This window comes from Pseudosporangium ferrugineum, assembly GCF_003002065.1.
In the GTDB taxonomy this organism is placed as follows: Bacteria; Actinomycetota; Actinomycetes; order Mycobacteriales; family Micromonosporaceae; genus Actinoplanes; species Actinoplanes ferrugineus_A.
This window is the reverse complement of the sequence record NZ_PVZG01000002.1, coordinates 85863-107208: the sequence shown is the minus strand read 5'-3', so window position 1 is coordinate 107208 and position 21346 is coordinate 85863. Positions and strand designations below refer to the sequence as shown.

22 protein-coding genes are annotated in these 21346 nt (G+C 73.5%); 11 read left to right on the top strand and 11 right to left on the bottom strand.

Going from position 1 to position 21346, the window contains the following annotated elements; genetic code table 11:
- Positions 1-9: 9 nt before the first annotated feature.
- From katG to CLV70_RS04690, 3 genes are read right to left on the bottom strand one after another with little or no spacing between them, the layout of a single operon-like run.
- On the bottom strand, positions 10-2283 hold the full coding sequence (gene katG, locus CLV70_RS04700; RefSeq protein ID WP_106125123.1) for a catalase/peroxidase HPI: 2274 nt from the start codon (positions 2281-2283) through the stop codon (positions 10-12).
- Positions 2280-2735, bottom strand: coding sequence for a Fur family transcriptional regulator (locus CLV70_RS04695; RefSeq protein WP_106125122.1), 456 nt, complete (start codon positions 2733-2735; stop codon positions 2280-2282). The genes katG and CLV70_RS04695 overlap by 4 nt, the downstream gene beginning before the upstream one ends.
- 39 nt (positions 2736-2774) lie before the next feature.
- A complete protein-coding gene (locus tag CLV70_RS04690; RefSeq protein WP_106125121.1) occupies positions 2775-3617 on the bottom strand; it encodes an NAD(P)-dependent oxidoreductase in 843 nt (280 codons plus the stop codon).
- A 134-nt stretch (positions 3618-3751) separates the two neighbouring features.
- Here CLV70_RS04690 and CLV70_RS04685 point away from each other — a divergent pair, with 134 nt between their 5' ends.
- From CLV70_RS04685 to CLV70_RS04670, 4 genes are all read left to right on the top strand, one after another.
- Positions 3752-5845: a glycoside hydrolase family 15 protein gene (locus tag CLV70_RS04685; protein WP_106125120.1), complete on the top strand. Its 2094-nt coding sequence runs from the start codon at positions 3752-3754 to the stop codon at positions 5843-5845.
- 133 nt (positions 5846-5978) lie between these two features.
- Positions 5979-7421, top strand: coding sequence for a M20/M25/M40 family metallo-hydrolase (locus tag CLV70_RS04680; RefSeq protein WP_106125119.1), 1443 nt, complete (start codon positions 5979-5981; stop codon positions 7419-7421).
- 94 nt (positions 7422-7515) lie between these two features.
- Positions 7516-7830 carry a hypothetical protein gene (locus CLV70_RS04675; RefSeq protein WP_106125118.1) on the top strand — a complete coding sequence of 105 codons (315 nt, stop codon included), beginning with the start codon at positions 7516-7518 and terminating at the stop codon, positions 7828-7830.
- Positions 7827-8978: a cysteine--tRNA ligase gene (locus CLV70_RS04670; protein WP_106125117.1), complete on the top strand. Its 1152-nt coding sequence runs from the start codon at positions 7827-7829 to the stop codon at positions 8976-8978. The genes CLV70_RS04675 and CLV70_RS04670 overlap by 4 nt, the downstream gene beginning before the upstream one ends.
- A 287-nt stretch (positions 8979-9265) precedes the next feature.
- Here CLV70_RS04670 and CLV70_RS04665 read toward each other — a convergent pair whose 3' ends face one another.
- On the bottom strand, positions 9266-10876 hold the full coding sequence (locus tag CLV70_RS04665; protein WP_106125116.1) for an alpha-amylase family glycosyl hydrolase: 1611 nt from the start codon (positions 10874-10876) through the stop codon (positions 9266-9268).
- A gap of 73 nt (positions 10877-10949) precedes the next feature.
- Between CLV70_RS04665 and CLV70_RS04660 the strand changes: the two genes are divergently transcribed.
- Genes CLV70_RS04660 through CLV70_RS38955 form a run of 3 tightly spaced genes read left to right on the top strand, consistent with a single transcriptional unit; the run spans position 10950 to position 11987 of the window.
- Positions 10950-11288, top strand: coding sequence for an ArsR/SmtB family transcription factor (locus CLV70_RS04660; RefSeq protein ID WP_106125583.1), 339 nt, complete (start codon positions 10950-10952; stop codon positions 11286-11288).
- A 1-nt stretch (position 11289) separates the two neighbouring features.
- The gene (locus CLV70_RS04655) at positions 11290-11763 is read left to right on the top strand and encodes an SRPBCC family protein (RefSeq protein ID WP_106125115.1); all 474 of its coding nucleotides are present in this window, start codon (positions 11290-11292) and stop codon (positions 11761-11763) included.
- Positions 11763-11987 carry a hypothetical protein gene (locus CLV70_RS38955; protein ID WP_146163957.1) on the top strand — a complete coding sequence of 75 codons (225 nt, stop codon included), beginning with the start codon at positions 11763-11765 and terminating at the stop codon, positions 11985-11987. The genes CLV70_RS04655 and CLV70_RS38955 overlap by 1 nt, the downstream gene beginning before the upstream one ends.
- Here the strand turns inward: CLV70_RS38955 and CLV70_RS04650 are convergent.
- On the bottom strand, positions 11974-12798 hold the full coding sequence (locus CLV70_RS04650; protein WP_106125114.1) for a helix-turn-helix transcriptional regulator: 825 nt from the start codon (positions 12796-12798) through the stop codon (positions 11974-11976). The genes CLV70_RS38955 and CLV70_RS04650 overlap by 14 nt on opposite strands.
- A gap of 114 nt (positions 12799-12912) precedes the next feature.
- Between CLV70_RS04650 and CLV70_RS04645 the strand changes: the two genes are divergently transcribed.
- The 4 genes from CLV70_RS04645 to CLV70_RS04630 all read left to right on the top strand — a co-directional run bounded on the left by CLV70_RS04645 (position 12913) and on the right by CLV70_RS04630 (position 16817).
- Positions 12913-13578 carry an Atu4866 domain-containing protein gene (locus CLV70_RS04645; RefSeq protein WP_106125113.1) on the top strand — a complete coding sequence of 222 codons (666 nt, stop codon included), beginning with the start codon at positions 12913-12915 and terminating at the stop codon, positions 13576-13578.
- Positions 13579-13591: 13 nt separating this feature from the next.
- Positions 13592-14899, top strand: a complete 1308-nt coding sequence (locus CLV70_RS04640; protein WP_106125112.1) for an amidohydrolase family protein — start codon at positions 13592-13594, stop codon at positions 14897-14899.
- A 158-nt stretch (positions 14900-15057) separates the two neighbouring features.
- Complete coding sequence (locus CLV70_RS04635; protein ID WP_106125111.1) at positions 15058-15636, top strand: TetR/AcrR family transcriptional regulator; 579 nt, start codon at positions 15058-15060, stop codon at positions 15634-15636.
- Positions 15633-16817 carry a GDSL-type esterase/lipase family protein gene (locus CLV70_RS04630; protein ID WP_106125110.1) on the top strand — a complete coding sequence of 395 codons (1185 nt, stop codon included), beginning with the start codon at positions 15633-15635 and terminating at the stop codon, positions 16815-16817. Before CLV70_RS04635 ends, CLV70_RS04630 begins: the two co-directional genes overlap by 4 nt.
- A 1-nt stretch (position 16818) precedes the next feature.
- On the opposite strand, the gene CLV70_RS04625 is transcribed toward CLV70_RS04630, so the two are convergent.
- The 6 genes from CLV70_RS04625 to CLV70_RS04600 form a co-directional block, all read right to left on the bottom strand.
- Positions 16819-17958, bottom strand: coding sequence for an RICIN domain-containing protein (locus tag CLV70_RS04625; RefSeq protein ID WP_245908029.1), 1140 nt, complete (start codon positions 17956-17958; stop codon positions 16819-16821).
- A 117-nt stretch (positions 17959-18075) separates the two neighbouring features.
- Positions 18076-18819 (bottom strand): dienelactone hydrolase family protein, encoded by a 744-nt coding sequence (locus CLV70_RS04620; RefSeq protein ID WP_106125109.1) that lies wholly within the window; start codon positions 18817-18819, stop codon positions 18076-18078.
- A gap of 137 nt (positions 18820-18956) precedes the next feature.
- Entirely contained in the window at positions 18957-19400 is a 444-nt protein-coding gene (locus tag CLV70_RS04615) for an OsmC family protein (protein ID WP_106125108.1), read from the bottom strand.
- An 11-nt stretch (positions 19401-19411) separates the two neighbouring features.
- Complete coding sequence (locus tag CLV70_RS04610; RefSeq protein WP_106125107.1) at positions 19412-19666, bottom strand: hypothetical protein; 255 nt, start codon at positions 19664-19666, stop codon at positions 19412-19414.
- 123 nt (positions 19667-19789) lie between these two features.
- Positions 19790-20206 carry a nuclear transport factor 2-like protein gene (locus CLV70_RS04605; protein ID WP_106125106.1) on the bottom strand — a complete coding sequence of 139 codons (417 nt, stop codon included), beginning with the start codon at positions 20204-20206 and terminating at the stop codon, positions 19790-19792.
- 21 nt (positions 20207-20227) lie between these two features.
- On the bottom strand, positions 20228-21262 hold the full coding sequence (locus CLV70_RS04600) for an aldo/keto reductase (protein WP_106125105.1): 1035 nt from the start codon (positions 21260-21262) through the stop codon (positions 20228-20230).
- Positions 21263-21346: the final 84 nt, after the last annotated feature.

Below are 21346 nucleotides of genomic sequence, written 5' to 3'. Positions count from 1 at the left end.
AGTGGTGAATCAGGCGAGGTCGAACCGGTCGAGCTCCATCACCTTGGTCCACGCGGCGACGAAGTCGGCCACGAACTTCTCCCGGGCGTCGTTGCTGGCGTAGACCTCGGCGAGGGCGCGCAGCTGCGAGTTGGAGCCGAAGATGAGGTCGACCGCGGTGGCGGTCCACTTCACCTCGTCGGTGGCCAGGTCGCGGATCTCGTACACGTGCTCCTCGGACTCCGACGCCTTCCACCGGGTGCCCGGCGAGAGCAGGTTGGCGAAGAAGTCGTTGGTCAGCACGCCCGGCCGGTCGGTGAGCACGCCGTGCCGGTTGGCGCCCACGGTGATGCCGAGCGCGCGCAGGCCGCCGATCAGGACGGTCATCTCGGGCGCGGTCAGGTCGAGCATGTACGCGCGGTCGACGAGCAGCACCTCCGGCTGGGTCTTCTCGCCGGCGCGCAGGTAGTTGCGGAAGCCGTCCGCGCGCGGCTCGAGCACCTTGAAGGACTCGGCGTCGGTCTGCTCCTGGGTGGCGTCCGTGCGGCCCGGGTGGAACGGCACGGTGACCTCGACGCCGGCGTCGCGGGCGGCCCGCTCCACGGCGGCCGACCCGGCCAGCACGATCAGGTCGGCGAGCGAGATCTTCGCGCCGCCGGCCTCGTTGAACTCGCGCTGGATGCCCTCGAGCGTGCCGAGGACCGACGCGAGCTGCTCCGGCTCGTTGACCTCCCAGCCGCGCTGCGGCTCGAGCCGGATGCGGGCACCGTTGGCGCCGCCGCGCTTGTCGGTGGAGCGGAAGCTGGCCGCGGACGCCCAGGCGGTGGAGACCAGCTGCGCGGTGGTCAGCCCGGAGTCGAGGATCTTCGCCTTGAGGGCGGCGACGTCGGCCTCGCCGACCAGCTCGTGGTCGACGGCCGGCACCGGGTCCTGCCACAGCTGGGCCTCGGGCACCCAGGGGCCGAGGAAGCGGCTGACCGGACCCATGTCGCGGTGCAGCAGCTTGTACCAGGCCTTGGCGAAGGCCAGCGCGAACTCGTCCGGGTGCTCCAGGAAACGACGGGAGACCTTCTCGTACGCCGGGTCGACACGCAGCGACAGGTCGGTGGTGAGCATCGTCGGCTTGTGCTTCTTCGCCGGGTCGTGGGCGTCCGGGATGAGGTCCGGCGCGTCCTTGGCGACCCACTGCTTGGCGCCGCCGGGGCTCGTGGTGAGCTCCCACTCGAAGCCGAAGAGGATCTCGAAGAACCGGTTGCTCCACTGGGTGGGCTTGTCGGTCCAGGTCACCTCGAGACCGCTGGTGATCGTGTCGCCGCCCTTGCCGCTGCCGTACGTGCTCAGCCAGCCCAGGCCCTGGTTCTCGATCGGGGCGCCCTCGGGCTCCGGGCCGACGTGGCCGTCGGAGGGGCCGGCGCCGTGGGTCTTGCCGAAGGTGTGGCCGCCGGCGATGAGGGCGACGGTCTCCTCGTCGTTCATGGCCATCCGGCGGAACGTCTCCCGGATGAAGTGCGCCGCCGCCTGCGGGTCCGCGTTGCCGTTGGGGCCCTCGGGGTTGACGTAGATGAGGCCCATCTCGGTCGCGCCGACGTCCGCGGCCATCTCCTTCTCGGAGACGTAGCGCTCGTCGCCCAGCCAGGTGTCCTCGGGGCCCCAGAAGATCTCCTCGGGCTCCCACACGTCCTCGCGGCCGAAGCCGAAGCCGAAGGTCTTGAAGCCCATCGACTCCAGGGCCACGTTGCCGGCCAGCACCAGCAGGTCGGCCCAGGAGATGCTCTGGCCGTACTTCTGCTTGACCGGCCAGAGCAGGCGGCGGGCCTTGTCCAGGTTGGCGTTGTCGGGCCAGCTGTTCAGCGGGGCGAACCGCTGACCGCCGTCGCCCGCGCCGCCGCGGCCGTCGTGGATGCGGTAGGTGCCCGCGGCGTGCCAGCTCATCCGGATCATCAGGCCGCCGTAGTGGCCGAAGTCGGCCGGCCACCAGTCCTGCGAGGTGGTGAGCACCTGCACGATGTCCCGCTTGAGGGCCTCGACGTCGAGCTCCGAGACCGCCTTGGCGTAGCTGAACTCCGGGCCCAGCGGGTTGCTCTTGGAGGAGTGCGCGTGCAGCACCGACAGGTCGAGCTGGTTGGGCCACCAGTCCCGGTTCGTCCGGGGGCGCCCGGCGGTCTTCGGGGTCGGCGAGTCGATCGCCGGGTTCTCGCTCTCGCTGCCCGTCGCGGTCACCGAGTCGTGCGCGACCGGGCAACCGGCCTCCGCCTTGCGGTCCACGCCCTGGGCGCTGGACGGCCCGGTGTTGGTGTCGCTCATCTGTTTCCTTCCGATCCGGCGAATGCTGGGGACGTACGTTCGGTCAGGCACCCGGGGCAGGTGCCCCAGTAGACGACCTCCGCCTCGTCGATCACGAACCCGTGGTCGTCGGAGGCGGTGAGACAGGGTGAGTGGCCGGCGGCGCAGTCGACGTCGGCGATGGCGCCGCAGGAGCGGCACACGATGTGGTGGTGGTTGTCCGCGACCCGGCGCTCGTAGCGGGCGGTGGCGCCGGCCGGCTGGATGCGCCGCACCAGGCCGGCGTCGGTGAGCGCCCGCAGCACGTCGTAGACCGCCTGGCGGGAGATCGCCGGGTGCTCCTCGCGCACCAGCGCGATCACCGCGTCGGTGTCGACGTGCGGGTGGTCACGCAGCGCCGCGAGCACGGCCAGCCGCGGCCGGGTCACGCGCAGCGAGGCGGCCCGCAGCTGCGCCTCGAGGTCGGACGACATGGGCACCAACATAGTCCGCTTTTCTGGAATGAATCAAGTTTATCGGCGGAAGACCTCCGCCACGGCGGCCATGTCCGCGTCGCCGTGGCCGGCCTCCGCCGTCCGCACGTACAGGTCCTGCGCGGCCCGCAGCAGCTCCGCCGGGAAGCCGGTGCGCCCGGCGGCCTCGATCATGAGCCCGAGGTCCTTGACGACCCCGTCCACGGCGAACGACGGGGTGTAGTCGCCGGCGACGATCGCCCCGCCCTTGACCTGGGCGTACGGCATCCCGGTCGCGGTGCCGTCGATGGCCTCCAGGAACAGGCCGGGCGGCACCCCGAGCGCGTCGGCGAACCGCACCGACTGCGCGATCCCGGCCATGGCGAGCGCCACCCACGAGTTGCAGACCAGCTTCAGCGCGCTGGCCGGGCCCACCGTGTCGCCGGCCACGACGGTCCGCGAGCCGATCGCCTCGAACACCGGCGCGCACCTGTCCCGCAGCGCCGGATCGCCGGAGACCAGCACGACCAGGGTGCCGTCCTCGGCGGGCTTCTTCGTGCCCAGCACCGGCGCGTCCAGGATCGCCGGCACCTCCGCCGCGATCTCGGCGATGCCGTCCGGACCGACGGTCGCGGTCTGGATCCAGACCGCCCCCGGCGCCAGCGCCGCGGTCAGCTCCGCCTTGACGGCCAGCGTCGCGGCGGTGTCGAAGAGCACGGTCAGCACCGCGTCCGCGCCGGTCACCGCCTCGGTCACCGTCGCCGCCGGCACCGCGCCCGTGGCGCTCAGCTCCCGCGCCCGCGAGGCCGTACGGTTCCACACCGCGACCTCGTGCCCGGCCCGCCGCAGCGCACCGACCATGCCCGCACCCATCACACCGGCACCCAGAACCGCAACGCGCATCCGCCCGCGTCCTCCCTCTCGACGACGATCCGCCGTCCAGTCAACTCCCCCCGCCGCCGGCCCCGCGCCGCGGGTGCGATCAAGGCCCCGGCGGGGTACACCGGAGACGTCCGAGCCCCGAGGAGGCCGCCGAGATGACGCCGATCCTGCCGGCCCTGCCGTTGCTGCTGGTGGCCACGCTCGCGGTCGCGCCCGCCGCGCCGGCGACCGGCGCCGCCCCGGGCGCACCCGGCGTCGATCAGCGCTACCTCCCGGCGGACAAGTCGGGACTGCTCACGTCGCGGACGCGGGCCAGCCGCGTCTGGGCCACCGTGCAGCGCGAGGGCGGGCTGGGCGAGATCTTCTACCCCACCGCCGGCGGCCCGAGCGCCCGGTCCCTCACCTTCGCGGTGACCTCCCGTGGCGGCCTCTCGAAGGCCACCGTACGCACCGAGCAGCGCGACGGCCTGCGTTTCCGGCAGACCTTCGCCGGCCCGGACTGGCGCCTCACCGCCGATTACGCCACCGACCCGGCCCGCTCGACGGTGCTGGCCGCCCTCTCCTTCGCCGCGCCGCCCGGCCACGACCTGTACGCGATCTACGACCCGGCGCTCGGCAACTCCCGCGGCGGCGACTCGGGGCGCACCGCGGGCGGGGCGCTGCTGGCCACGGACGGCGCGGTGTCCAGCGCGCTGACCGGCCCGTTCGCCGCCACCTCCAGCGGGTTCGCCGGGGTCAGCGACGGCCGCACCGACCTGCGCGACGGACGGATGGACTGGCACTGGTCCTCGGCCGCGGCCGGCAACCTCGTGCAGACGGCGAAGCTGCGCGGACACCACCCCACCCTGGCGCTCGGCTTCGCCGGGTCGGCCGCCGGCGCCCTCGCCACCGCCCGGCGGTCGCTCGCGGAGGGGTTCGGGAAGGTCGCGCGCTCGTACGCGTACGGATGGAACCGCTATCTCGCGGGCCTCGGCGCACCACCCGGGTCGCTGCACGGCACCGCGCAGCGGAAGCTCTTCCGCACCTCGGCGATGATCCTCGCGGCCTCCGAGGACAAGACCCACCCCGGCGCGTACGTCGCGGCGCCGGCCGCACCGTGGGCGTTCGGTACGGACGACCCGTCCGGCCCCTACCACCTGGTCTGGTCGCGCGACTTGTACCAGATCGCCACCGGCCTGATCGCCGCCGGCGACCGCGCGGGCGCGAACCGGGCCCTCGACTTCCTGTTCGGCGTGCAGCAGAAGGCGGACGGCTCGTTCCCGCAGAATTCGCAGGTCGACGGGACCCCGGTGTGGGGCGGCCTGCAACTCGACGAGGTGGCGTTGCCGATCGTGCTGGCGTACCAGCTGGGCCGCGGCGACGCGTGGCCCGGCATCAAGCGGGCGGCCGACTTCCTGGTCGCCTACCCGGGAGCGCCGTTCACGCCGCAGGAACGCTGGGAGAACCAGTCCGGCTACTCCCCCAACACCATCGCCACGGCGATCGCCGGGCTGGTCTGCGCGGCGTCGGTCGCCCGCTCCCACGGCGATCCGGCCGCGGCGCGGCGCTACCTCGCGACCGCCGACTCGTGGCGGGCCCGGGTCAGGTCCTGGACGGTGACGAGCACCGGACCGTACTCGCGGAAGCCGTACTTCCTGCGCCTGACCAAGGACGGCGACCCGGACGCCGGCACCACCTACGCCATCGGCGACGGCGGCCCGGCCGCCGTGGACCAGCGCCGCGTGGTCGACCCCGGCTTCCTCGACCTGGTGCGCCTCGGCGTCCTGCCCGCCGCCGACCCCGACGTGGTCAACAGCCTCGCCGTGGTCGACGCGCAGCTGGGCGTACGCACCCCGCGCGGCTTCTTCTGGCACCGGGCCTCGTTCGACGGCTTCGGCGAGCAACTCGACGGCAGCCCGTGGGAGTACGGCGAACCCGACGGCTCGCTCGTCTCCCGCGGCCGGGCCTGGCCCCTGCTCAGCGGCGAGCGCGGGGAGTACGAGATCGCCGCGGGCGACCCCCGCGCGGCCGCCGCCCGGCTGGCCGCGATGACCCGGGCCACCGGCCCCGGCGGCATGCTCCCCGAGCAGGTCTGGGACCGCACCGCCCCGGCGGGCGGTCCCGGCTTCGCGCCCGGTACGCCCACCTTCTCGGCGACTCCCCTGGCCTGGACGCACGCCCAGTTCCTGCGGCTGGCCCGGAATCTGGCGGAGCGCCGGATCACCGAGCAGCCCGCGGTCGTGGCGGACCGCTACCTCGGTCGCCGGTGAGCAGAAGATAGGCTCACGCGGCCACGAACAACAGTCGCCATAATCGCGCGGAAAGTGACGGCGACCACCTTTCCCGCAATGAACAGCGGGCCGCGGAATGCGTGCGGTCCCGCGGACGAAGGACGTATCGACAATGACGGACGTAAACGGCTCGCGTTTCCGCAAGGCGATCGACGGGTGGTGGCGGGACGAGGTCGTGCGCGAGCTGTCCGGACTCATCGCGATCCCGGCGGTGTCGCCCGCGTACGAGCCGGACTGGGCCGCGAAGGGCACCCTGCACCACGCCGTCCGGCACGTGCGGGAGTGGATCCTCGGCAGTGGACTGCTGCCCGGCGCGCACACCGAGGTGATCGAGTTCGAGGGCCGCACGCCGCTGCTTCTCGTCGACGTGCCGGCGACGAGCGCGGCGGCGGAGGGCGGGACGGTCGTCCTCTACGGACACCTCGACAAGCAGCCGCCGCTCGGCGACTGGTCCGAGGGGCTCGGCCCGTGGCAGCCGGTGCTGCGCGACGGCCGGCTCTACGGGCGCGGCGCGGTCGACGACGGTTACGCCGGGTACGCCGCGGTCACCGCGCTCGCCGCCGTCCGTGCCGCCGGGGGCGAGCACGGCCGCGCGGTCGTGCTGCTCGAGACGGGCGAGGAGTCGGGGAGCCCGGATCTGCCGGCGTACCTCGAGCACCTCGCCGGCCGCCTCGGCGACGTGGAGCTGGTGATCTGCCTCGACTCGGCGGGCCTGGACAACCGACGGCTCTGGCTGACCACCAGCCTGCGCGGCGCGGTGCAGGCCACGGTCACCGTCCGGGTCCTCGACCACCCGCAGCACTCCGGCATCGCGAGCGGCATCGTGCCGAGCTCCTTCCGCATCCTGCGGTCCCTGCTCGACCGGGTGGAGGACGCCGCCACCGGCCGGGTCACCGTCCCGGAGATGCACACGCCGATCCCGGACGCCCGGCGGGCCGAGACCGAGCTTCTCGCCGCGCTCCAGCCGGGCGTCGCCGGCCGGTTCCCGTTCGCCGGCGGCACCCGCCCGATGGACGGCGACGACACCGAGCTGCTCCTGAACAACACCTGGCGGCCGGCGCTGTCGGTGATCGGTGCCGCAGGCCTGCCCGACCCGGGGGTCGCCGGCGCGGTGCTGCGCGCCTCGACGTCGCTGCGGCTCAGCTTCCGCCTCCCGCCGACGGTCGATCCGGAGACCGCCCGGCAGGCCCTGGTGCGGACCCTGACCACCGGGGTTCCGTACGGCGCCGACGTCGAGGTGACCGACTTCATGCTGGTCGACGGCTGGAACGCCGCGCCCCGGGCACCGTGGCTGACGGCCGCCCTCGACGAGGTGAGCGAGCAGGTCTTCGGCGCACCGTGCGCCGCCCTCGGCGTCGGCGGCGGCATCCCCTTCATCGAGATGCTCGGCCGCCGCTACCCGTCGGCGCAGTTCGTGGTGACCGGCGCGATCGACCCCGACGGCAACATGCACGGCATCGACGAGTCCATCGACCTCGCCCACGCCCGCCGGGTCACCGAGGCGATCGCCTGCCTGATCGCCGCGCACGCGGAACGGGCCGGCGCGCCGGCCTGACGGCGGCCCGCTACGAAGCTGCTCCCGGCGGGCACCCGGGGCGATCCGGCGCGTCGGCGAGGCTGGGGTGCAGGCTTGCCGAGAGGACGTCGCCATGTTCCAGGAGTACGCATCCGCAGGCCCGGCCGGCCGGCCGGGACAGCAGGCCGGCTGTCCGCCGCTGCGCGCCGAGGCGACCAGCGACCCGATCTACCCGTACGCGGTGCGGGTCGGGTATCACGAGACGGTGCGCGTACCGATGACCGCCGCGGGCCTGCGATCGCTGCGGGACTCGCTGACGGCGCTGCTGGCCACCGGCACGCCCGAGGAGGCGGAGGACTTCGTCGCCGACTGGGCGCGGGCGCACCACGCGGTCGTCCGGACGAGTTCCTGGCCCCAGCGCCCGGCCGGGGACATCATGGGCGGATGACCTATCGCAGCGCGCCGGACGCGACCTCCGCCGGGCCGGTGCCGCACGACGCGGCGCTGCGGCTGCGCGGGACGCCGCTGCCGGTGGCCGGCACCGCGCGGGTCTACACCTGCGGGATCACGCCGTACGACGTGACGCACCTGGGGCACGCGGCGACGTTCGTCCGGTCGGATCTGCTCACGTCGGTCTGGCGGCTGCTCGGGGTGGAGACCGTCGGCTGCCGCAACGTCACCGACGTCGACGACGTGCTGACCCGGGCCGCCGGCGTGCGGGGCAGCGACTTCGCGCAGTTCGCGCTGCACCAGGAGTACGCCTTCGACAAGGACATGACGGCCCTGCGGGTACGCCGCCCGGCCCACGAACCCCACGCGCGGCACCACATCCGTACGGTGCAGCAGCTCGCCGTGGCGCTGCTGGCCGCGGACCGGGCGTACGTCCGCAACGGTGCGGTGTTCTTCCGCGGCGCGCCGGTCGCGGAAAGCTCCGGCCTGCCGCGCGAGGAGGCGCTGGCCCGCTCCGCCGAGTTCGGTGACGACCCGCACGACGCGGACCGCGACGACCCGTTCGACGTGGCGGTGTGGCGCCCGTCGGCGGACGGGGAGCCGGCCTGGCCCGGACCGTGGGGCCCGGGGCGGCCGGGATGGCACGCCGGCTGCGCGGCGATGGCTCTGTCGGCGCTCGGCGCGAGCGTCGACGTGCTCGCCGGCGGCGCGGACCTGGCCTTCCCGCACCACGCCTACCAGGCGGCGATGGTGGAGGCGGCGACGTCGGTGACGCCGTTCGCCCGGGCCCGCCTGCACGTCGGCGCGGTCCACCAGGACGGCGCCAAGATGGCCAAGAGCACCGGCAACCTCACCCTGGTCGCGGACCTGCTGCGCGACCACTCCGCGGCGACGGTGCGGCTGCTCGTGCTCGACCGGCCGTGGCACACCCCGTGGGAGTACAGCCGCGGCGAGCTCGACCGGGCCGCGTCCCGCCTCGAACTGCTCTACACCGCGGCGAGTCGTCCCGGCGGCGCGGCGCACGCCTCCGCCGGGGTCGTCACGGCGCTGCTCGACGACCTCGACGTCCCGCGCGCCGTCGACACGGCGGTGGAGGACGGCGGGGAGGCGGCCCGGCTGCTGCTGCGGGTGCTCGCGCTGGCCTGAAGGGCCTCGAGCTCGTCCGCGTCGAGCAGATACAGGTACGGGCATTCCCGCGGGTCCGGTGCGGCGCAGCCCCCGCAGGGACGCGACGGATCGATGACGCACATGCCGGCCTCCTCACCGTCGTTGCGCCCTCAGTCTGCCGCCGGCGCCCCTTCCGGGGACGGGGCCGAGGTCCCGCCCCTCCGGGCCCGTCGGCCCCCGCGGTGACCGCCTCGCCGCCGGGACCGCCTCGCCGCCGGGACCGCCTCGTGGCCGGTGCTGTCGCCCGGGCGGGCGGCGACTCGTCGTCAGTGGCCCGGCAGCGCCAGGATGCCGTAGCCGAAGCCGTCCACCCGGAAGCCGTCCGGGGTCGCCTTCACGCCGGAGGCCAGCAGCGGGGAGGCGCCGGCCGCCTCCGGGACGCTCACCTCCGCGGGCTCGCGGCGCGGGTTCACCACGACCAGGTGCGACCCGCCGCGGACGTACGTGAACGGGTAGCCCTCGTGGACGACCCGGATCGACGCCCGCGCGCCCAGCGCGGGGGTGGCCCGGCGCAGCGCGATGAGACGCCGGACGAAGGAGAGCGTCGACGCGGGATCGTCCTCCTGCGCGGCCACCGTCGGGCGCCGCGGGTCCGGGTCGATCGGCAGGTACAGGCGGGACGCGTCCGCGGTGGAGAACCCGGCGTTCGGGCCGTCGTCCCACTGCATCGGGGTGCGGCATCCGGCCCGGTTGTAGGACGGGTTGCAGATCGCGCCCTCGACGTCCGGCATGCCGGGCAGGTAGCGCATGCCGATCTCGTCGCCGTAGTAGAGGCACGGGACGCTGCCCCAGGTGAACAGGAACGTGAGGGCGGCGCCGAGCTGGTCGGGCGTCCGCGGGCCGCAGTGCAACCGGCTGAAGTCGTGGTCGGCCGTGGACATCAGGATCGGCCGCGCCGGGTCCGCCCGCCGTGCCGCGTTCCAGCCGTCCAGGAACAGCCGCGTGCTGCCCCGGCCCTCGGCGTCGAAGAACGGTTCGACGGGCGGCTGGAACGGCAGGATGCCGGCGGCGTGGTTGTCGAACAGGCTGGCGTGCTCGGCCTTGATGACCAGGAAGAAGTCGGCGTCGAAGGCGAGCGGCCCGCCGGTGCGCGGCTCGGTGCCCTCCGGGATCAGCACCGCGTCCGGGTACGCCTCGTCGAGCCACTCCCGCAGCTCGCGCCACAGGGCGGTCGTCTCGCGCAGGCCGTCGGCCCAGTCCTCGTCCTTGACCAGCGAGAACGCCATGTCGACCCGGAACCCGGCGACGCCCTTGTCCAGCCAGAAGGCGATGATGTCCCGCAGCGCCCGCCGGTTGCGCAGCGGGCCCGGCGCGTCGACCGCGTCCCGCCACGTCTCGCCGCCGGTCCGGGACGCCCACCCGAAGTTGAGGGCGGGCTGCTCGTCGTAGAAGTTCTTGAGGTAGTAGCCCTTGCGCGGGCCGGGCGACCGCACCCAGGCGGGTGTGCCGGGCATGTCCCGCGTCCAGGACCGCGCCGGCAGCTCCTCGCACCAGATGTAGCGGTCACCGTCCGGGGCGGGGCCGTCGGCGGCCAGCTCCCGGCGGAACCACGGGTGCTCGATCGACGTGTGCCCGGCGACCAGGTCGAGCACGACGCGGATGCCCCGCCGCCGGGCCTCGGCCACCACCTCGGCCACGTCGTCGTTGGTGCCGTACCGCGGGGCGACGGTGAGGTAGTCGGCCACGTCGTAGCCGGCGTCGACGAACGGCGAGGCGAAGCACGGGTTGAACCAGATGACGTCGACGCCCAGCGACGCGATGTGGTCGAGCCGCTCGATGACGCCCCGGAGATCGCCGACCCCGTCGCCGTCCGAGTCGGCGAACGACTGGGGGTAGATCTCGTACAGCACCGCGTCCGCCAGCCAGTCGCTCCCCATCCGGCCATGCTATCCGCGCTGCCCGGAGGCCGCCCGGCTTGACGTTTTCCGATAACGGAATATGATCACGGCCATGGCACGAGCAGCGACGACCTCCGACGCCTTCAACGCGATCGCCGAGCCGCAGCGCCGGGACATCCTGACGCTGCTGCGCTCCGGCGAGCGACCGGTGACCGACGTGGCCGAGGAACTGGGCATGAGCCCGTCGCGTGCCTCCAAGCACCTGCGGGTGCTCCGGGAGGTCGGGCTGGTGCGGCTGCGCGGCGCCGGCAAGCAGCACTTCTACGGCCTGGACGCCCGCGGGCTGCGGCCGGTCCACGAGTGGCTCGGCGGGTTCGAGGAGTTCTGGGCCGGGAGCTTCGACCGGCTGGACGCGTACGTGCAGGACCTCAAGCGGACACAGGAGGATTGAGATGGCGGATACGGAGCCGGCGGCCACCGACCGGGAGATCGTGATCTCCCGGCTCGTCGACGCGCCGCGGGAGCTGGTGTTCGAGGCGTTCACCGAGGTGCGGCACCTGTCGCGGTGGTGGGGCCCGGAGGGATTCAGCACCACCACCCGGTCCTTCGAGTTCCGCGTCGGCGGCGTCTGGGACTTCGTGATGCACGGGCCGGACGGCACCGACTATCCCGAGTGGATCACCTGGACCGAGCTGGTCCCGGCCGAACGGATCGCGATGCTGCACGGCGAGTCCCGCGACGACCCGGACTCCTTCACCTCGGTCCTGACCTTCACGCCGGACGGCGCGGCGACCCGCGTCGTGCTGCGCACGACCTTCCCCACCAGGGAACTCCGCGACCGGGCGGTGGAGAAGTACCACGCCGTCGAGGGCGGGCAGCAGACGCTGAGCAACCTGGCGGCCTACGTGACCGGGGAAGCCGGCTGATGGCCGGAAAGGTGTTGCTGCACCGTCCACCCCCTGCCGTCCTGACAGCGGCCCGCCTCCGGCCGGGCACCGCCGGCGGCCTCCGCTACCGCGCCGGCCGCAGGACGTGGGCGCCGCGCGCCGGCAGGGCGGCGGCCCCGAGGTGGATCACCGTCGCGACGACGGCGCCGGCGACCATGCCCGGGTTCGCCGAGGCGGAGGGGCTGCCGGTCAGCGAACGGTGACGCGCGGCAGCATGGTCAGCAGTCGCAGGGCCTCGGCGCTGCGGCTGCTCGGCTCGGCCTGGTAGACGATCAACTGCTGGTCGGCCGAGCCGCGGACGTCGAACGCGTGGTGCGACAGGGTCAGCTCCCCCACCGCGCTGTGCCGGAACGTCTTCGCCTCGTGGGTCTTGCCGCGGACGTCGTTGCGCTCCCACAGCTCCCGGAACTCCGGCGCCCGCTCGCTCAGCTCGGCCACCAGGTCCAGCGCCGACCGGTCGTGCGGGTCGTGGCCGAGCGCCAGCCGGAGGTTCGCCACGCAGGACTGGGCGGCCCGGGGCCAATCCGCGAAGAACGTTCTTCCGTACGGGTCCAGGAACGTCATCCGCGCGTAGTTGTCGGCCCTCGCGAAGTCCGCGTAGAAGGCTTCCGCGATCGCGTTGCGGGCCAGCACGTCCAGCCGCCGGTTGATGACCACGGCCGGGGTGTCCGGCCAGGCGTCGAGCAGCTCGCGCAGGCCGCGCGCCACCTGCGGGCGCTGCGGCGCGGGCACGTCCCCGATCGGCGCGTCGGCCAGCCGGAACAGGTGCTCCCGGGCGTCCGGCTCGAGCTGGAGGGCGCGGGCGATGGCGTCCAGCACGGACGGCGACGGATTGCGCTCACGCCCCTGCTCCAGCCGGGTGTAGTAGTCGGCGCTGACCCCGGCCAGCACCGCCACCTCCTCGCGGCGCAGGCCGGCGACCCGCCGTACGCCGGTCGTGGGCAGTCCGGCGTCGCCGGGGGTGAGCCGGGCGCGCCGGGCCGCGAGAAACGCTCCGAGCCGGGTTTCCACCATGCGACCAGCGTAGGGAGCCCTCCGCGGGGCTGCCAGGGTGTGCCGCACCCCGGGAGAGCGCGGCCTGGTTGCGGCCCGCCGGACGCCCGAGGGTGGTGACCAAGGAGGTACGCGATGAACACCAAGACACTCGACGAAGCGGTGCTGTCGGCGGAGAAGGGCCGGCCGCTGCTGTTCGTCAACGCCACCGTCCACACGCTGGACCCGGTGCTCGGCGACCTGACCGGCGCGGACCTGATGGTGGTCGGCGCCGAGATCGTGGGCGTCGGTCCGGGGCTGCACACCGCGGCCGAGGACGACAACGCCGTCGTGGTGGACTGCACCGGGCTGGCCCTCGTGCCGGTGTTCGGCGCCGCCCCGCGCTCGCTGACGCCGGGGAATCCGGCCACGTTCGCGGTCGTGCCGTCGGGGACCGCCGGCTCCGCCCGTACGTTCGAAATGCTGATCTGGTGGCCCTCGCAGGCCCCGGCGGTCGTCGCGGACGGCGAGTTCGTGATCTTCAACGGCGCGACCCTGACGTCGTTCGTGCCGCCGGCGCCCACGTCGGCCTCCCCCCATCTCGGCGTGTGGGTCGACTCGACCGGCTTCCTGGAGCAGGAGCTGACCGCCGACGGCCGCTACGACGAGACGCGCGACGGCCGCCCGCACGCCTACCAGGGGTCGTTCCAGATCGAGGGCGACCGCATCGTCTACCACGACGACCTGGGCTTCTGGGCCTACGGCCGGTTCACCGACGGCGTGCTGCACCACGCCGGATACGTCCTCACCCGCCGATCCTGAACGGAGACCCGTCATGGCAACCCTCTTCACCGGTGGCGCCGTCGTCACCATGGACCCCCGGCTCGGCGACCTCGCCCGCGGCGACGTGCTGGTCACCGGCGAGACGATCGCCGCGGTCGGCCCCGACCTGCGCGAGCATCCCGCGGCCGCCGGCGCGACCGTCGTCGACACGACCGGCCGGATCGTCGCCCCCGGCTTCGTCGACACGCACCGGCACGCGTGGCAGGCCCAGATGCGCCGCACCATCCCGGACGTGCTCGACCTGGGCGCGTACGTGACGTCCACGCTCGCCGAGGTGGCGCCGGCCTACACCCCGCACGACATGTACGTGGGCACCCGCCTCGCCGCCCTCACCGCGCTGGACGCCGGCATCACCACGATGCTCGACTTCTCGCACAACTCGCGGAGCGCGGCGCACTCGGACGCGGCCGTCCGGGCCCTCGCCGGCACCGGCATCCGCGGCGTCCACGCCTCGATGGGCCCGCACTTCGGCACCTGGGACCGGCAGTGGCCGGCCGACCTGACGCGCCTGCGCGCCGAGCTGCCGGACCGCGTCTCGCTGCGGCTGGCCGCCCTGGCCACGGCCGAGATCGCCGGCCCGGAACTGGCGTACGGCCCGGAGCTCGCCGCGGTGGCCCGGGACCTGGACGTCGAGGTCAGCGTCGACGCGGTGTTCGGCGTGCCGTCGTCGGAGGCGGTCCTCGCCTGGGAGAGGCAGGGCCTCCTCGGCCCGCGCCTGACGCTGATCCACGCCACCGGCCTGACCCCCGACGCGTGGCGCGCGATCGGCGAATCCGGCACCAGAATCTCCCTCGCCCCCACCTCGGACACCCAGCTCGGCCTGGAGACCGGCATCCCGGCGATCGACGAGGCGCTGGCGGTGGGCGTACGGCCGGGGCTCAGCATCGACGTCGAGGTGGCGCTGGCCAGCGACATGTTCACGCAGATGCGGGTGCTGCTGGCGGTGCAGCGCATGCGGGCGGTGGGCGGCTCCGCGCCCCGGATCACCACCCGGGACGTGCTCGGCTTCGCCACCCTGTACGGCGCCGAGACGGCCGGGCTGGGGGCGGTGACCGGCTCGCTCACCCCGGGCAAGCAGGCCGACCTGCTGGTGGTCGAGGCCGAGGCGGTCAACACGATGCCGCTCAACGACGCGGTCGGCACGCTGGTGCTGGGCGCCGACCCGCGCAACGTCAGCACGGTGCTGGTCGGCGGCCGTACCGTGAAGTCCGAGGGCCGGCTGGTCGGCGTCGACCTCGGCGAGCTGCGCCGGGAGGTGACCGCCTCCCGCGACGCCATCGTGAGCGCCGTGGCCTCGTGACGCCCCTTCCGCGGCCGCCTTTGCGCGCCGGCCCTGTCGCGGCGGCCCTGTCGCGGCGAGCCGGCGTCGTTCGGCCCAGGATTCCTCGCGCACGTGAGTGCTGGACCCGGCTTCCTAAAGGGTTTAGGCTGTTGCCGTAGACCTTAAGGAGATCGGCGATGGTGCGGGCAGGGGTGACACCGGAGCGGCTCGTGCTGGCCGGGGCCGAGCTGGCCGACGAGATCGGCTTCGACGCCGTCACTGTCTCCGCGCTCGCCCGGCAGTTCGGCGTCAAGGTTCCCAGCCTGTACTCGCACGTACGGAATTCGCAGGATCTCAAGACCCGGATCACGCTGCTCGCCCTGGCCGAGCTCGCCGACCGGGCCGCCGAGGCGCTGGCCGGCCGGGCCGGCAAGGACGCGCTGACGGCGTTGGGTGACACCTACCGCGACTACGCGCGGGAGCACCCCGGGCGGTATGCGGCCGCTCGCCGGCGGCTCGACCCGCAGACCGCCGCCGCCGGCGCCGGCCCCCGGCATTCGCGGATGACCCGCGCGATCCTGCGCGGCTACGACCTCGGCGAGACCGACCAGACCCACGCCGTCCGCCTGATCGGCAGCACCTTCCACGGCTACATCAGCCTGGAGCTGGCCGGCGCCTTCGACCACAGCAGCCCCGACGCACAGCGGTCCTGGACCCGCATCATGGACGGCCTCGACGCCCTGCTGCGCAACTGGCCCGCGGAGGAAACCGCATGAATCCCTGGATCACCACCCCGATCACCGCCGGCCTGGTGCGCGGCGCGGCCGAGCTGGAGCGTACGGAGCACGGCCTGCGGCCGCACCGGCTGCCGGCCCGGGCGCGGGCGCAGACCCCGGATCCGCAGCTGGCGATGGTCGAGGCGCAGCCCTCCGGCGTACGGGTCAGCTTCCGCACCAGCGCCACGGCCGTCGAGCTGGACGCCGTGGCCACCCGCCGGGTCTACGCCGGCATCCCGGCCCGCCCGCCGGGCGTGTACGACCTGCTCGTCGACGGCCGCCTGGCCGGGCAGGCCACGGTGCCCGGCGGCAACACGCTGACGATCGACCTGGCCGCCGGCAGCACCAGCCTCGACGCCGGCCCCGCGGGCACCGTGTCGTTCACCGGCCTCCCGGGCACGCCCAAGGACGTCGAGATCTGGCTGCCGCACAACGAGGGGGTGGAGCTCGTCGCGCTGCGTACGGATGCCCCGGTCTCGCCCGTCACCGGCGGCGACCGGCCGGTGTGGCTGCACCACGGCAGCTCGATCAGCCACGGCTCCGACGCGGCGAGCCCGTCCACCACCTGGCCGGCCCTCGCGGCCGCGCGCGGCGGCGTCGAACTGATCAACCTGGGGCTGGGCGGCAGCGCGCTGCTCGACCCGTTCACCGCGCGCGTCCTGCGGGAGACCCCGGCCGACCTGATCAGTGTCAAGCTCGGCATCAACCTGGTGAACGCCGACGTCATGCGCCTGCGGGCGTTCGTCCCGGCCGTGCACGGCTTCCTCGACACCGTCCGCGAGGGGCATCCCACCACTCCCCTGCTGGTCGTCTCGGCCATCCACTGCCCGATCCACGAGGACACCCCGGGCCCGCTCACGTTCGACCTGGCGGCCCTCCGCGACGGCGGCCAGGTCAAGTTCGTCACCACCGGCGACCCCGCCGAACGCGCCGCCGGCAAGCTCACACTGCGGGTCATCCGTGAGGAGCTGGCCGGCATCGTGACGCAACGCGCCGCGAGCGACCCCCACCTCCACTACCTGAACGGCCTCGACCTGTACGGCGAGCAGGACTCCACCGACCTGCCCCTCCCGGACCGGCTGCACCCGGACGCGGCGACCCACCGGCTGATCGCCGACCGCTTCGCCAAGCTGGTCTTCACCGGCGACGGCCCGTTCGCGCGCGGCGGCGCACGCCGCTGAGCTATCGCACCGACCAGCGCTGGGCTCCGGTGTTGTTGCACTCGTACAGCTGCACCAGCGTGCCGTTGGTCGTGCCGCCGGCGCTCACGTCGACGCATTTGCCGGAGTTCGCGCCGACGATCGTGCCGTCGGGGCGGAAGGTGAACCGCTGGGCCGTCGTACCGTTGCAGGTCCAGATCTGGATCTTCGTGCCGTTCGCGGTGGCGTTGGCGTTCACGTCCAGGCAGCGGTTGCCGTAGACGCGCAACTCGCCCGCGGCGGTGCGGTTCCATTTCTGGATGGTGCTGCCCAGGCAGTCGTAGATGTGCAGCTGGGTGCCGTCCGCCGTGGCGGTGCCGGGCACGTCGAGGCACTTGCCCGACTGCGGGTTGGCGATCATCACGTCGGCGCCGACCGGGGGCTGCACCTGGGCGTCCAGGCTGGACGGCACCGATTGCAGGGCGCTGAACCACCTGGCGCCCATCCGGTCGTAGCCGGCCGCGGTGGGATGGGTGCCGTCGGCGAGTTCCGTCACCGGCACGACGGGGTGCATGTCGACGAGGTGGGTCAGCGGGCCCTTCCCCGCCACGATCCCGGGAAGGGCCGCGTTGAAGTCCCGGATCCTGGCCTCCGCCACCGGGTCGGACTCCGGGATCAGCGTGGAGATGAACAGCTCGACCGTCGGGGCGTTGGCCCGGATCTTGTCGATCAGCGCCGACATGCGGGCGGGGGCGTTGGCGAGGTCGTGGTTCTGGTTGATGTCGTTGGTGCCGAGGTGCACCAGGATCGTGCGCGGCGCGTACGTGCGCAGCCAGCCCGCGATGGAGGCGTCGATCTGGTCGATGCGCCAGCCGCTGTGGCCTTCGTGGTCGTGGTCGCCGAGGGACGCCGGGCCGTTGGCGCCGGAGCCGACGAAGTCCACCCGGTAGCCGGCGCCGGTGAACAGCTCCCACATCTTGATGCGGTAACCGCCGGGCACGTTGAACCCGTCGGTGATGGACGCGCCGAGCGGCATGATCCGCACGCCGCCGTTCGACTCCGCAGCGGCGGCCGGCGCCGCGGCGGCGGCGGGCATCGCGGCGGCGGCGGGCATCGCGGCGGCGGCGGGAGCGGAGCCGATGGCCAGCAGGACCCCCAGCAGGGCGGCCGTTCCTCTGCGCATGGGAATCCCTCCGACGGTGGTGACAACGTTGTCGTCCCGCCGAGTCAATACTGACCTTCGTCAATGTGTCAACCCGTGGTGCCCGCCGGGACCACCGTCCCGGCGGGCACCACGGGGTCAGCGGAGATGGCGCTCGAAGAACCGGAGGTTGCCGTCCAGCTCGAAGGCGGGCAGTTCGCCGTGCTTGCCGGGGTTGGCGTGCAAGGTCTTCTCCGCCGATGCGAAGGCGTCGAAGAGGGCCAGCCCCTGCGCCCGCGGCACCCGCTCGTCGTCCCATTGCAGCAGGAACTGGACCGGAGCCGTGATCCGCGCGGCGACGTCCGCCGAGGCCGGCGCGCCGCCCAGCCCGAGCACCGCCGCGCGGACCCGGGGCTCCGCCGCGACGAAGGGCACGCCCAGGCCGCAGCCCAGCGACACGCCCCAGTAGCCGACCGGTCCGGCGCCGACGTGGTCGAGGGCGTGGAGGGCGTCCAGGGCCGCCCGCCACTCCGGCACGGTGCGGCGCGACACGAGCGCCTGGAACCCGGCGATCAGCGGGGCCAGTTCCTCCCCGGCGTCCGCCCGCGCCTGGTTCGCGGTCGCGAGCCGGTTCAGTTCCTCGTCCGTGGGCCGGTCGCCGTGGCCGGGAACGTCGACCGCCGCCACCGCGAACCCGCCCCCGGTGACGAACCGGTGCGCCCGGACCGCGACGCCGGGTGCCTTCTTGTGCTGGCCGCCGCCGTGGCCCATGAGGATCAGGGGACGCGGACCGGCGGCGTCGCCGGGCGTCCACAGCACGCCGGGAACCTCGCCGGAGGCCCCGTCCAGGACGAAGAGTTGTTCACGAACGCCGTTCGACGACGTGTCGGAGGTGAAACGCATAGCGCATCAGGCCTTTCGAGTGCCTTCCGCGGGCGCTCCCTAGGCCATGCGCGGGAGGGAGGCCCGACCTGTCACAGCGTTGATGGGACTCACCTCCTCGGTTCGCAGTGGTGCACGGCGGCGGTCAACCTATCACTTCAGTCCGCGTGGGAGTCGCCGGCCCGCGTGACCGTGACCGCGGTGCCGAGCTCGACCGTCCGCGAGACGGTGCACAGCCGGTCGTGGGACTGCGCCATGATCCGGGGCAGGATCTCCCGCGCCCGGTCACCGCCCTCGTCCGCGGGGAACGCCACGTCGAACTCCACCCGCAGGTTCCGCATCCGGTTGCCGCCCGCCTCGTCGCGGACCTTGTCACCGCTGACCCGGACCACGAACCGGCTCGGCTCGGCGCGCCGGCCGGTGACCAGGTCGACGTCGATCCCGGTGCACCCGCCGATCGCCGCGAGCAGCAGCTCCACCGGCGTGAAGGTGGCGTCGTCGCCGGCTCCCAGCGCGATCTCCCCGCCCCGGACGTTGCGGACGACGTACTCCCCGGCCCCGGTGCGCTCGATCTCCACGGACCGCACGTTGTTCTCATCCATGACCAGAGAAGCTACCGGCGGTCGCGGGCGATCCGGTCGACCGCCTCCTTCGCCTGGACCAGCCCGGCGCCGGTGTGCTCCCGGTAGCGCTTGACGGCCCCGACCAGGTCGTCGCGGTCCAGGGCCGCCTCGACGTCCGCCTGCAACGCCTGCGGATTGATCGGGCGCCTCGCCGCAGCCGCCCGGCCCCGGCGGACCAGAACCGTGGAGAGGATCAGCATGAGGACGCCGATCAGGCCGATGAACAGTGCGATCTTCCATGTCATGCGGAGAATTCTGCCGCCGCCCGCCCCCGGCGCGCGTCCGGGAAACGACGGAGCTTCGCCGGGAGCGGGTCAGACTTTCGGCATACCGGCCGACGGCCGGTCACTGCACCAGGTTGTACGGGGTCAGGCGAGGAAGGCCAGGAACGCGGCCGTGTCGGCGTAGTACTCGGTCAGCCGCGCGATCTTCCCGTCGGCGAAGTCGTAGCGCTCGACGAGCGACGTGCGCCAGCCGTCCGGATAGTTCTCGCGGGCGGAGAACTCGACATCGTACGTGTGCAGCACCGTGTCGCCGTTCTCGAAGAACTCGGACCCGCTCGACGTGAACGAGACCCCGGTGCGCACCGCCATGTCCGCCGCCGCCTGCCGCCACTGCTTCCACCCCTGGAAGCCGACGAGCCGGCCGAAGAGGCTCTCCGGTTCGACGAGGACCGACTCGTCGGTGATGTAGTCGGGCAGCCCCGCGACGAACGCCTCCTCGTCGAGCATTGTGGACTCGATGAAGCGGCTGTACCGGGTGATGAACTCGGTGTGATTGCTCATCCCCCGACGCTATCGCGAAACTCAGGCGGCGGAACGGGCGGCGAACGGGCGGCGGCGCAGGCCCGTGGACCGCAGCGCCGGGGGCACGTACGCCTGGTCGAGCGCCCCGACCTCGGTGCCGGGCGGGACGATCCGGTCGATGGCGTCCAGGATCTCGTCGTCGAGGGCGACGTCGAGCCCGGCGAGCAGGTCGTCGAGCTGCGCCATGGTGCGGACCCCGAGCAGGGCGCTGGTCACGCCGGGGTGGGCGATCACGAAGGCCATCGCGAGGTGGGTCAGCGGCAGGCCGGCCTTGTCGGCGAGCGGCACGAGCTGCTCCACGGCGTCGAGGCGGCGTTCGTCGCTGATGTGGCTGAACAGGCCCACGCGGCGCAGGTCGGTCTCGCGGCCCCTGCGGATGCGCCCGGTCAGCGTGCCCTGCGCCAGCGGGCCCCAGACGAGGGTGCCCATCCCGTAGCGCTGCGCGACCGGGAGCACCTCACGCTCGATCGTGCGGTTGAGGATCGAGTACGGCGGCTGCTCGGTGCGGAACCGCTCGAGCCCGCGCCGCTCGGCGACCCACTGCGCCTCGACCAGGTCCGAGGCCGGCATGGTGGACGAGCCGATCGCGCGGACCTTGCCGCTGCGGACCAGGCCGGTGAGCGCGGAGAGCGTCTCCTCGATGTCGGTCTCGGGGTCGGGGCGGTGGATCTGGTAGACGTCGATGTAGTCGGTGCGGAGGCGGCGCAGGGAGTCCTCGACCGCGGCCCGGATCCAGCGCCCGGAGGCGCCCTGGCGGTTGGGATCCTCGCCCATCGGCCGGCCGCACTTGGTGGCGAGCACGACGCTGTCCCGGCGCCCCCGGAGCGCCTCCCCGACGATCTCCTCGGATTCGCCGTACGAGTACACGTCGGCGGTGTCGATGACGTTGATGCCGGCGTCGAGTGCCTTGTGGATGATGCGGACCGACTCGCCGTGGTCGGGGTTTCCCACCCCGGCGGCCTTGCCGAACATCATGGCGCCGAGGGCGTACGGGCTGACCTTGATGCCGGTGCGCCCCAGTGTGCGGTACTGCATGACGTGCCTCCCGGGCAACTGATGAACGTGTTCGGGTCCCAGGATGCGCGTGCATCGTGGGACCCGGGAGCGGAGCGTTCATCG